This is a genomic window from Rhodoferax sp. (assembly GCF_012927445.1).
Taxonomy (GTDB): Bacteria; Pseudomonadota; Gammaproteobacteria; order Burkholderiales; family Burkholderiaceae_C; genus Rhodoferax.
On record NZ_JABBPD010000006.1, the window covers coordinates 77,180 to 88,429 of the forward strand.

Annotated in this window: 10 protein-coding genes; 7 read left to right on the top strand and 3 right to left on the bottom strand. The window is 51.0% G+C overall.

Features of this window, described 5'->3' with window-relative positions:
• Positions 1–4 precede the first annotated feature (4 nt).
• From HHJ17_RS11605 to HHJ17_RS11620, 4 genes are all read left to right on the top strand, one after another.
• Positions 5–568: a hypothetical protein gene (locus HHJ17_RS11605; RefSeq protein ID WP_296505861.1), complete on the top strand. Its 564-nt coding sequence runs from the start codon at positions 5–7 to the stop codon at positions 566–568.
• A gap of 100 nt (positions 569–668) precedes the next feature.
• Positions 669–1,103, top strand: coding sequence for a hypothetical protein (locus HHJ17_RS11610; RefSeq protein WP_296505863.1), 435 nt, complete (start codon positions 669–671; stop codon positions 1,101–1,103).
• A 472-nt stretch (positions 1,104–1,575) separates the two neighbouring features.
• Positions 1,576–2,250 (top strand): SOS response-associated peptidase, encoded by a 675-nt coding sequence (locus HHJ17_RS11615; RefSeq protein WP_296505865.1) that lies wholly within the window; start codon positions 1,576–1,578, stop codon positions 2,248–2,250.
• A gap of 2 nt (positions 2,251–2,252) precedes the next feature.
• Positions 2,253–2,762: a low molecular weight protein-tyrosine-phosphatase gene (locus HHJ17_RS11620; protein WP_296505901.1), complete on the top strand. Its 510-nt coding sequence runs from the start codon at positions 2,253–2,255 to the stop codon at positions 2,760–2,762.
• 47 nt (positions 2,763–2,809) lie between these two features.
• Here the strand turns inward: HHJ17_RS11620 and HHJ17_RS11625 are convergent, their stop codons facing one another.
• Positions 2,810–3,064 carry a hypothetical protein gene (locus HHJ17_RS11625; protein WP_296505867.1) on the bottom strand — a complete coding sequence of 85 codons (255 nt, stop codon included), beginning with the start codon at positions 3,062–3,064 and terminating at the stop codon, positions 2,810–2,812.
• Positions 3,065–3,870: 806 nt separating this feature from the next.
• Between HHJ17_RS11625 and HHJ17_RS11630 the strand changes: the two genes are divergently transcribed.
• Together HHJ17_RS11630 and HHJ17_RS11635 are read left to right on the top strand one after the other, a co-directional pair.
• Positions 3,871–6,639: an NB-ARC domain-containing protein gene (locus HHJ17_RS11630; protein ID WP_296505869.1), complete on the top strand. Its 2,769-nt coding sequence runs from the start codon at positions 3,871–3,873 to the stop codon at positions 6,637–6,639.
• A 341-nt stretch (positions 6,640–6,980) separates the two neighbouring features.
• Positions 6,981–7,997 (top strand): hypothetical protein, encoded by a 1,017-nt coding sequence (locus tag HHJ17_RS11635; RefSeq protein ID WP_296505870.1) that lies wholly within the window; start codon positions 6,981–6,983, stop codon positions 7,995–7,997.
• 280 nt (positions 7,998–8,277) lie between these two features.
• Here HHJ17_RS11635 and HHJ17_RS11640 read toward each other — a convergent pair whose 3' ends face one another.
• Positions 8,278–9,378 carry a DUF4365 domain-containing protein gene (locus HHJ17_RS11640; protein ID WP_296505872.1) on the bottom strand — a complete coding sequence of 367 codons (1,101 nt, stop codon included), beginning with the start codon at positions 9,376–9,378 and terminating at the stop codon, positions 8,278–8,280.
• Between the two features lie 393 nt (positions 9,379–9,771).
• On the bottom strand, positions 9,772–10,608 hold the full coding sequence (locus HHJ17_RS11645) for a hypothetical protein (RefSeq protein WP_296505874.1): 837 nt from the start codon (positions 10,606–10,608) through the stop codon (positions 9,772–9,774).
• A 111-nt stretch (positions 10,609–10,719) separates the two neighbouring features.
• Between HHJ17_RS11645 and HHJ17_RS11650 the strand changes: the two genes are divergently transcribed.
• Entirely contained in the window at positions 10,720–11,100 is a 381-nt protein-coding gene (locus HHJ17_RS11650) for a hypothetical protein (RefSeq protein WP_296505876.1), read from the top strand.
• Positions 11,101–11,250 lie beyond the last annotated feature (150 nt).

Below are 11,250 nucleotides of genomic sequence, written 5' to 3' on the forward strand. Positions count from 1 at the left end.
CGCTATGACAGAGGCCGCGCCGACATACGGGGAACACTACCAAGCCATCGGGCGAATGATCGTGGCGTTCCAGGGTCTGGAAGCCACATTGAAGGCGGAGTTGACGTTGCTCATGAACAATGAGCTCGGAACCGTCTCGGGGCAGCTTGTCTATGCCATGGTCGCGGAAGCCTCATTTGGAACAGCTGTGAGAATTGCTAGCGCACTCCCGAGCATCTTCACGCCCGCAAGGCTTGGTGTAACTAGGGAAGAGTCGGTCGCTCGGCTTTCACAGTGCCTCCTGGAGACTTCGGAACAGCTGAAGAAGGGCCTGAGGCTTGCAACAGAAGTAGAGGAACGCAGGAATCAGCTTGTTCACAGTCACTGGTTCGAGAGCGCCGGCTACGTAGCCCCTGAGGGAATGATGTCTCGGATGAAGACGAAGACGAGAAAGGGTGGCGTGACTATCGCTTTCGAGCATGAATCAATAGAGGCCATTGCGGCCGTCGCTGGCCAAGCTCGCACTGCGCAGGAGCTAGTGGGCGCCGCATTGCGGGACTACAAACATATCTTGGCGTTTGAATGGTGACGCGGTTTCACTGGTTGTTCGACACGGACGCCCAGCGGCGTCCGCGCCCTTCGGTCGCACCTTTGCCCGGTCGCCGGTCAACTCTGCGTTAGAGATCATCATGCGCGAGCCGCTCCACATTGAAGTTCCTGACATGTCGCACATGATGCCGATGCGGATCAGTGTCGCCAAAGTAAAGGCAATGTCAGATGCTGAACTTCTTGCTGCCTTGAATGGCGAAGATGGACGCAAAGGCATGATGACCATGCAGTTTCTGCAACTCATAACGTCCGAGTTGCAGGCACGAAGCATTGAAAGGGCAGGCAAGCCGCATTGGAGCACCGTCCCTTCGTTCTGGCTGCTTGTCGGCTCGCTTGTCATTTCGCTTGCGGCCCTTGCGGTGGCGGTGATTGCGTTGCCGACTCAAGGGCAGCAACCCGTTTCTGCAGATCAGCTACCACCTCAAACACCCTCGCTCGGTCAAAGTACGCCAGCAAGTTCGCAGCCGGCGTCGCAAAGTTCAACGCCAGCACCAGCAGGCAAGCAAAGAAGGTAGCTTTCAACATGCTCTGTTCTGAGCCCATGATCTCTAACCCTGCGGGCCACCGGACGCTGCGCGATAAAGCCGCGCAGCGCCGGTGACCTCCACGCTAAAGCACAAAATCATAGGATTTGGATGACTGTTGCCTGGAAATTTGGCTGTCGGCTTTGGGTCTTCTGGAGTCAGTGGGCTGTATCCATTTGGGCGAACGCAAGTAGCAGGAGCCGGACAACTCTGGCCATAGAACACAAAATCTAAACGACCACAACAGGGGCATTGACCCGAAGTTCATGAACTGCCGGTGTAGCCGCCAATCCCTCATCGTTCGTTACAAGAGGCTTGCAATCTGCCGCGTCTGCACTGGTCGGACATACCGAAACACCATTTTCATTGACTTGTGATCGGTGTCATGGTGAGAAATTATGACTGTTGCGTAAGAATGCAGGCACTCTGGTAGCGGCTCCCGATTTGACGTTACGATTTACAGATGTGCAGCCACTATCAAGCCCTCAAGGACCGGGATCGGTACATCCGCCATTTCGGCGTGGAACCGCCATATGAACCGGGCAAGTTAGACCTTTGGCCCGGCTACGTTGGTAGTTTCGTTCGCCGCAACCCGAATGCCGACGTGGGGGATGGACCCGTGCCGCAACGTGAAGCACTGACCGGCCTGTTTGGTTTGGTGCCGCACTGGTCGCCAGACACCACGATTACCCGGCACACCTACAACGCCCGCAGCGAGACCGTTGCAGCGAAGCCCAGTTTTCGGGATGCATGGAAGCATGCTCAGCACTGCATCATTCCGGCTGAAGCTTTCTACGAGCCTGATTGGCGCACCGGGAAGCCCATCCCCACACGGATTGCACTCGCTAACGGTGAACCCATGGGGATTGCCGGGCTTTGGTCAGTCTGGAAATCACCCAAAGGCGAGGAGCTTCACAGCTACACGATGCTGACGGTGAATGCCGATATCCATCCTTTGATGCGTCTGTTTCACAAGCCTACTGATGAAAAGCGCATGGTTGTCATCCTGCCGCAAGAGCGCTACCAGGATTGGCTGACAGCGCGGCCAGAGCAAAGCATGGCATTGATTCATCATTCTCAGGGCGTGCCGTTGCATGCAGTTCAGGCCCCTCCAACAAACGGCGCGCTCTTTTCATGACCATGAACACATATTCCGTTCTGTTTGTCTGCATGGGCAATATCTGCCGCAGCCCAACAGCCCATGGCGTGTTTCGCCAGAAGGTGATCGATCAGGATCTGGCTCACTTGGTGCAGGTGGATTCAGCAGGTACGCACAACTACCACCCCGGCAGTCCACCGGATGAACGTTCGCAGACCCACGCTGCGAAACGGGGTTATGACCTGTCGGATTTACGTGCCCGCCAAATCCGAGATGTCGATTTCGTAAAACACGATCTGATTTTGGTCATGGATTTAGAGAACCTGGCGCTGGTGCAGGAAGAATGCCCACCGGAGCACCAACACAAGGTTCGCCGTCTCACCGAATTTTGCTTGCAGCAAAAAAGCCAAGTGGTGCCTGACCCGTATTACGGTGGCAAAAATGGCTTCGAAAACGTGCTTGACCTGGTGGAGGACGCCTGCGAGGGATTGCTCCAGCACGTGAAGCGACGTGGTGGCTCTAGTTTGAAGAGCGATTTGACACTCGCATAGGGTCGTATTTTGCCCCAGGGGACGTTCAGTGGTGGGCCACACGCACTTTATGCAAATGGATTCTTGACTGTCTCGGTTGCCTTCAACTCGATTGTCTGTGGCAACTGCTTTTCTGCATCAAGCGCATTAACTATGCGTCCGATGAGCGATTGCAGCTCTTTGGCCAGCGTCAGGCCAGCCTTGTCCTTGGTGAACACCACGTCACCGGTGAGCGACACACGATCAACCCGGTTCTCAATCTCCAGGTCACCGATGCGCAGCACATCAGCCTCGTTGGCGTAAGGCTCGAATTCTTGTGTCATGACTTGATTCCTTAATGTCGGCTGGCTCGGGTGATAGCGTCCATGATGCTACGGGAGAAGTCACTCAGCGTAAATTCATCCTCTGCCTGGCTCTTGCGGAAGCCGTCGGTCACCTGGAAGTCGTGAGTACCCGGTTTGGGCCATAAGCGGTAGTTGGCAGCGCTATTGGGAGAGCAATCAAATGTAAGGGTATCTCCATGAGGTTTCGATCCACCTGAACCCGGAAGTTGAGAGCGACTCGCTCTACTCGTGCGTACCTTGGTCCTGCTGTAGACCGTGAGCGAGCGAAGAATGCGCAAGTGCCAGGCCCAGGCAACTGCAGCTGCATCTTCTGGGCTGACTCGCGCTCTGAAGCGATATCGATCTACCACCCGATTTCCGGCAGCACGTATTCCGATCATTGCGACGGATAGCGACTGAAGTACCCTGTAACTTGGTACCTCGAGCACGCGAGCGACCTGGCGTCGCTTCGTGGTAAACGTGAGAGCTGATGGACGCGACGGCCAATTCCGGGCATTAAACTCTTCTGCACGAACCATGGCTTGACCGAACTCGGCATGTGCCTTCGTTCAAGCACACTGCAAAATCGTGACCATCGTCGGCATTTGGAACAAGATGAACAGCGCATCAAGACAACCGAGTGCAATCGAATTCTTATTCCTCTACCTAGACTGGTAAATTGTGCCTGTCTTTAGCATGCTATAAGTCTGCATGATTGGAGCGATTCAAGATGATATATGGCGACTAGCAGTGAATTCGAAGTCAACGAAAATTAATTAACCGCCAACAGTTGTAAGAGAAGAGACATGGATCACATTGCCAAAAAGATAGATTCGAAGGTTAAGCTGTGCATTTTTAATGGCAGCAAACGAGATGCAGCTATTCATTTGCAATCGGGGTTGGAACTTAGCCTGCTGATCATCCTAGGCTATCTTTGGAATCGAAACTTTGAGAATATTTCCGATGATGCTCGATTGAAGTTCTATATCGAAATCCAGCGTCCCTCGATTGGGAAAATTGTTGAATTGTCTCGTATTTTAGATACTGATGGCCAATTGTTTAAAAATACGCGACTTAAAGATTTTCGCGATGGGATTAATAAATATCCAAGCCTACGGAATGAAAAGTTGGGTCATGGCTTCTCTTTTGATGATGATGCCGCCTCGTTCCTTGATGAAATTACCTCGCTGAAAAACATGATTTCTCAAGGATTTAATGAGATTTTCGGTGAAGAGTTCGACTTTGTGAAAGTCATTAAAGAAGATGGTGATATTTATAAAGGAATAATTTTTAAACCTGATGGTGACTTGGCGCCTTGGGTTATGCCGAGAGCGGCTGGGATACTTCAGATTGAATGCGTATATATTAAAACTAGACAGGGTATGTTCCTCATATCCCCTTTCATTGCGATTGACAATGAACAAGAGTTTTTTATTTACTCATATGTTGAAGATCGACTGGCAGCGCGATCTGTATTTAATCGACTAGTCAAGACGGGGCGCGCATATTTCGATACCCCTTTACTTGTGGATTATGGTCGCGAGATTGATGAGTTTCGAAGAAGATCTTCAAATGGAACTGTTGTAAATAACTACGAAAACAATTACAAAAAATATATTGAAACTGACATTGCTAAGAAAGTCGTAAAATTTCTCAAGGCAAACGAATCTACAGTTTTTGCAACTCTATGGGGTCACGGTGGAGTCGGGAAAACTGCGTCGATGCAACGAGTTTGTGAGTCCCTACTGAGTGCCGAGCAACGAATATTTGACTATATTATTTTTGTTTCGGCGAAAGATCGGCAGCTAAATATGTATACCGGCGCCATCGAGGCGATTGAGGGAAGCGTTGACTCTTTCGATCAGGTGATCGGTTTCGCGAATCGTATAGTTTTTCAAGCTGATTCGTTTGACCCCACTTCTTTGATCGAGTTTAAGGGCCGGATGCTTCTGGTGCTTGATGATTATGAAACCTTCCCATCTGAGGAAAAAGAAAAGTTCCTAGATTTTGTGAAATCGCTGAGCATAGGGCACCACAAAGTCGTATTGACAACGCGTTCGGCTAGTCAGATCACTGGTGAAGAAATAGAGGTCTTAGAGCTTTCTGAAAATGAGACTTTAGAGTTCTTTGATAGTGTTTTGGAGTCATACCTACGGATTACCGCGAAAGACTACCAAATTGGTTTGAATTTGAAAGAATTTAAGAAGGTTTTACATGAATTAACCAGTGGACGTCCGCTCTTTATATTTCAGAGTGCAATGATCTACGGGCAAGGAGGATCCATATCTGAGTTGTTGGACATCGATCTGAAAACGCGGCAGGAGTCAATTGATTTCTTATACGGGCGCATCTGGGATTATTTATCTAACGACGCGCGGAGAGTTTTTTGGGCAATGGGGCAGATGGTTTCCGATGGAGACCTGAGCAATGTCATCTCCAAATTGAGATATATTTTGAATATGGAGAAGGATGAGCAGAAGTTCAGCAGTGCAATCAACGAGTTAGTTAAGCTTAAGGTTGTAAAAATAGAAGATGCGAAGGTATTTAAAGTCTACTCAAGCGAAATTGCAGCAATAATGAGGGAAGTTCGGATTGATGTTGGCGATGCTGGCAGTATAACGGGAAGATTGCTAACGGTCGGAAGTGATAAGAAGCTTGATAGCGATTTAGCCTTATTGACGGATGCTGATAGTGCGCGCGTTACACACAAAGTCACAGAAGTAATAAATAAATACCGCCACCTTATTTCTCGCGCTGCAACACGCCCTGAAATAAAGGCAAAAGCTGTCGTAAATCTCGCGCAGTATCTTATCGAAGATGCCGGCGACTATGATCACGGTATCAGAGTATTTGAAGAATTCAACATTGAATATAATAAGTCATTCGTATTTGTAAAAGCATTTGCTACTTATCTTTGGCGCGGCGACGAACCGCTTAAGCAACGGGCCAATCAGTCTGTTAAATCAGCTTTAAATGTTATCGGAATATCTATTGAAGATGAGCTTGATCTGCTTTGCATGCTCATGCGGTATGAGTTCACCTTGTTAGTTATTGCTCGTCAGGAGCTAAAGGATGCCTCTCGCCTGGGTGATATCGAGCAGGAAGAGTACGACGCTACTTTTGCCGAACAACGGCATGAGTTTTTTCGTATCTATAACTACCCAGGGTTGAAAATATTTTCATTTGTTGAGAATAGTGCCCTTGAAAATCTTGATAACGAACTTAAGATAAAGTGTCTGAACGGCCTATCTTATTTTGTAGATGTTTGTATACGTAGAAAGAAATTCGATGTCGTTGGTCAGATATTTGATTATGTATTCAATAATTTGAAATACAATTACCATGATAATTTAAAGCAAAAATTAGCAAGAATTCAACTGTCGGAATCAACCCATTTTCTTGCGTACGACGATTATGTGAAAAAGGGTAGCGTTGGGGATAGATTTAACGGGAACCAGCAGGTAAATCCACCGAATGCAGGCCGCAAGAGGTCTTTCGAAGTTCGCAATAGAAATGTGTCAAGTCCATTCGCGCATAAATTGGCTGCAGCACTTCAGAGGACTGATTCTGTTTAGTAGCGTAGAGCTAGGTCATGCCCTTTGATTGACGCGGTCAGATGCTTCGCCCGCAGTCAAAACAATCTAGGGGCATTGAGGTTTGGTCCCGTAAGGGTTAGGGGAGGTTGCTGCCTAATAGGAGTCATCCCGCGATTGACTGCTTCAAGACCCGAAGCCGACTTTCACGTTTCAGATGTGACGGGCGGGTACCGACCCAAAGCGGTCATCAATACGTCAGATGCCAATGTCAGCCATCCGGGGTGAAGCAGACTTCCCTAGTTGGCACCTTCGATCACCAAAGGCATAAGATGTGCAAAAAATCGGCTTGCTTCGCTTCAAGGGAGCCATGAATCCATGAGATGGCCATTAGTCCCTCCTCAGCGATGATTCAATCAAGAAAAAAGTGGAAAAACATGGGCCGCATCTCACAGTTAAATTTGCTGAAAACAATCTTTCCGCCGTTCACCAACCGGAACGTCAAGCTCTTGGTCGATAAGGCGAACCAGCACATTGCTGCGCATCTACGTCAGAGCAAGTTCTACATGATTGGTGCTCGGGCACAGGCTAGCTTTGTCAACCCGCGGGTGGACAAGGAACAGGCACTTATATACGTAGATGTCGAGGTGGGAAACGAAGTCGTTGACGCCGGGGTCATTCACGTAGGGAAATGTGAGGGAATCTCTCGTTACCCTGAAATCCAAATTACTCCAGAGGCCATCCTTCTTGGTGGAACCAAGAAGGGAACACACGCAAAGATTTGGCTCACGCCGGACTCTGTCTATTGGCACGTGGCTCGAGGGTGCGACTATTTGGGGGGGTTTTCGAAGCACGATGTCGTGTGTCTATACGACCTACTATACATCGGCATCGCGAAGGAACAGGACAGCTTCCAACGTCTCATCAAAAATGCACACCACGGACGGCTGAAGGTGCTGTCAGAAGAGCGTGCGCGCAAGCCCGGAGCTCATCCATCCGATGAGATCATCCTGTTTCTCTTCGACCTTGAGCCATTAAGCGTTCAACAGTTTGCGGCAGAGGACGATGACTTCGATATCTTCTGCGGCGCAGATCAAAAGAAGGTAGTTGCTGATGCGGAGAAAGCGTTTGTCAAGTTGCTAGATCCTGCGTACAACGTGATCAAGTTCCAGAATTACCCAAAGGGCGACGATGGGCTCTATGGAGAGGGACTGGCCAACTATGCATATTCTCTGAACGAGAATATGAGGTTTATGACCGCAAATTCGATGTTTAAGGGGGCCTACAGCGAGGCAGGTCTCGATAACCGTCAAGACTTCATCATGATTGAAGGAGATGAGGTCGAACTACACGTAGGAGACGAACTCGCTCCTTCTCTCTTCTCACCAGTGCACCCGTAAGCATTAACTTGAATGCAAGATTCGCTTTCAGCCTGAAGCAGTCAATTAATTGAGAACCCTGATCGTCCGCAACTGGCACAAACTAGGCGCGGCAGTCGACCCAAAGCGAACCTTTAATGAAAGATCTGAGGACGGCGACGCTGTCCGTCGGCGCAGCCTGTAAGGCAACTCCGCTATCCGTCTCCTGTTCGGGTGGTTCTTTTCCAGTTCACATGTGGCGAGGTGCGCAGCAGGTGTTGCATCTCCACAACTTACATCAGAACCTCTGAGAACGCAGTGCTCAACTGCGGTTTATCTCGTGCAGGTCGGGGTCGTATTCCGCAAAGTCTTCGAAGAAGAGCGTCTCGGGATGCTTGGTTTCTCTTTCGTACTCGTCGAAGAAATAGCGGGAAAACCAGTCCTCCGCAAGAAATGTCAAAGGCCGGTGCTCCAGATGTGAGCGCAGAAAGGGGAAGCGCTGGTCGAAGTATTCCTTGTGGGACGTAGACACCATGTCGTGGGCCGTGATAAGGCATTGCCTGTAATCGCTCAGCATCTGCTTGAACATGGCGTGCACGGTATGGAAGTAGAAGGTATAGGACTTCGGGAGCCCCTGCGCACTGGTATAGCGCGTGTTCTCCTCGTACCAGCTAGAAAGCTCAGGTTCTGGCTGGCCCTCCACGTGCTCGGAAAGGGTCCGGAAAGTGTCCCAATGAGCGTCAATAAGGTATTGCAGCGTGGTCGTGCACCGCCGATTCGGATCGCTGCGCTGACACATGAGCACCAACGGACCGAGCGAGGTGTAAGCTGTCAGCCCCTTCTCGATGGCGGCCTCAACCTTCGGCCACTCGCGCTCGGTCGCATAAGACCGGAGGAAGCGATTTGGGCGTGAGCTGAAGTAGTCTAGCCACAGGATTCGGATTGTCGGATTGCCTGCGTCGGCCTTTTTTTGCTCCGGCGCTTCACCATCGTCCTGCCGGGGAACGTTATCGCAGGCCTCGTCGAGGCGCCGTGCGGTCTGAGAAAATGCGCCTTCGCGGTCTTGCTGCTTGATGTTCACCCAAAAGCAGCGCCCACTGGCCAGGCAGGCTAAGCAGAAGAACACCGGCACTGGCATTCCCAGCCAGTAATTCAGCGTGGAGCGCTTGACCTTGTGGAAGGTCGCCCGTCTGGGCAGTGACACGGAGAATGGGACTTTGGCTTGGCTTTTAAGCTGGATGGCGACCAGGTTGCCGCGCAGCAGCCGATCAGTCCCGACAATTTCCACGTACACATCTAGGCCGTAGTCGCGTTCGCCTACCTCGCGTATTACCCAGTGGCTCGGCAAGGACTGCCGTAGCAAGGTCAGGGATTCGGATTCGGAGACGTGCGTGCCGGCACGGACGGGGTATTCACTGGACACTTCTGCCTTATCTCATTCTGATCGCGGTACGGCAGAGGGAACATCCACTCGCTGATACGCGTTAGTCGTTGACTATAGTGCTGTTTTGAACTCACCGCGGGCGATGACCCGCAAGACTCGACCCGCAGCATTCATCCGACTATCGACATCGCTAACGCATGTCTGCTTTTGATTGAAGCGGTCAATCGACCGGTAATCCTGACTGTCGACTCCTGGCCCAGACCGGGTACTCCCGATTTTCAGGTGACCGTCGGCTCCCGCTGCACAAGAGCCGACCAGGACTACATTCCGCTTCCCTCGCGCTGCGGGTCGTCGAGTGGCTGCTTTGGAGCAAGTAGATCGACGTCATGTAAATTGAGTTATTTACCACTTCAATCGCCTGGAGGATCTGCATCACATCAGCTTGCGAAAAGCTGTGATTCGCTGTTGATGGGTCAACTTTCCATTTTCATCGGCCGCGATGCGGGCAGCTTCTTTCTCCAAAAAAACGACATGACGCAGAAATCGAGTCGGATCGAAAGTTAAAGAATAGATGCCCGTGTTCACGGAGGTGAGTAGGTGATTCCCGAAATAGTCGGCCATCGGTTGCGCAATTCCGTGGTCCCAAAGCCATGATCCTAGAATCGACAAGACGCGGGTGGCCGTGCGGCCGAATCTGTAGGCTAGAAAACTGTTTTCGGCCTTCCCTGCCAAACGCATCAATAGGATCAGTCCGGCAAGTGAATCCATCGACGCCAACCTTTCAAGGTGCCGACATTGAATATCCCCACGTTCTGGTGTCCGTATCCCGCGCCCGCCTAAAACGGAAGCGCTGTGAAAGACACTGGCATAGACCTCTGGTGCCATCTTCCCAAGAAGTTCAACACTCGATTCGATAGGCACGTCGAGTCGCATGATTTGCCAGAGCGGAAGATTCAACAGCTGCTGACCACCTGGGTGACGAGCCTCAATTTCCGAGACCAGTGCTGAACTGGGGGTATGTCGTCCGAGTCGGTATCCCCGCCACTTATTCTTCCGATCGTCCAAGCGCTTTAGTCCTTGAGCTGGCGGCGGTTCCAATAACAAGTCCATTTGGTATGTCGCTGTCGCGCCGACCGCCAGACGCAGGTGATGAAACCAACAAACTGTCCGAAATGCATCGACAAAATGTCGCTGCTTACCCCGTGCGTAGTTTCGCGTATCCGACGCGAAAGTGAAGTTCTCAAGCGATTGTCCTGACGAATCAAGCACTTATGGTCCTAGTTGGTCGGTAATTAAGGTGACGATGGCATTCAGCGTGGCAACTGGCGGAAATTGTACCGACGCCATAGCATTGTGTGACGAAGACATACAAGGAACGACGTGCACACAGAGATCGCAATTGACTGCGCCATCGACGATCTGGCCAGTGAGCTCAATGACAAATTATTTGGGCAGTTTGGACCGGTTCTTCCATCCCGAGCCTTGGTTAAGGTGCTGGGCTATCCGTCAGCTGCCGCGTTTCGCCAAGCCGTGACACGGGACACCGTGCCCGTTCCGCTCTTCAGCATTCCGAATCGCCGGGGTCGGTTCGCATTGGCCCGTGATGTCGCAATTTGGTTGAGTCAAAGGCGCCGGTCAGTGACCGAGCGCGACAGCGCACCACCAATGGGTTGTGTCGAAAGCCCGAAGTCGACTGCATCGACTTCAATCCCCGAGATCGATATTTTGAACCACGGAGGGCGCGCCATGAAGAACTCATAGCACCACAAACAAAAAAGCCGCAGGGTGACAGCCCGGCGGCGATTTGTACTGGGGAGGTGCCTCAGATTTACGGTACAACGTGAATGTACTCGCCCGCTCGGCGCGAGTCAAGGGCATCTCCTTTCCGATCAATAAGTGATTGCCGCCGCC

Coding starts and splice junctions, on each gene's coding strand:
- HHJ17_RS11635 (WP_296505870.1), top strand. CDS start 6,981: ATGGCCATTAGTCCCTCCTCAGCGATGATTCAATCAAGAAAAAAGTGG.
- HHJ17_RS11615 (WP_296505865.1), top strand. CDS start 1,576: ATGTGCAGCCACTATCAAGCCCTCAAGGACCGGGATCGGTACATCCGC.
- HHJ17_RS11610 (WP_296505863.1), top strand. CDS start 669: ATGCGCGAGCCGCTCCACATTGAAGTTCCTGACATGTCGCACATGATG.
- HHJ17_RS11630 (WP_296505869.1), top strand. CDS start 3,871: ATGGATCACATTGCCAAAAAGATAGATTCGAAGGTTAAGCTGTGCATT.
- HHJ17_RS11605 (WP_296505861.1), top strand. CDS start 5: ATGACAGAGGCCGCGCCGACATACGGGGAACACTACCAAGCCATCGGG.
- HHJ17_RS11625 (WP_296505867.1), bottom strand. CDS start 3,064: ATGACACAAGAATTCGAGCCTTACGCCAACGAGGCTGATGTGCTGCGC.
- HHJ17_RS11620 (WP_296505901.1), top strand. CDS start 2,253: ATGAACACATATTCCGTTCTGTTTGTCTGCATGGGCAATATCTGCCGC.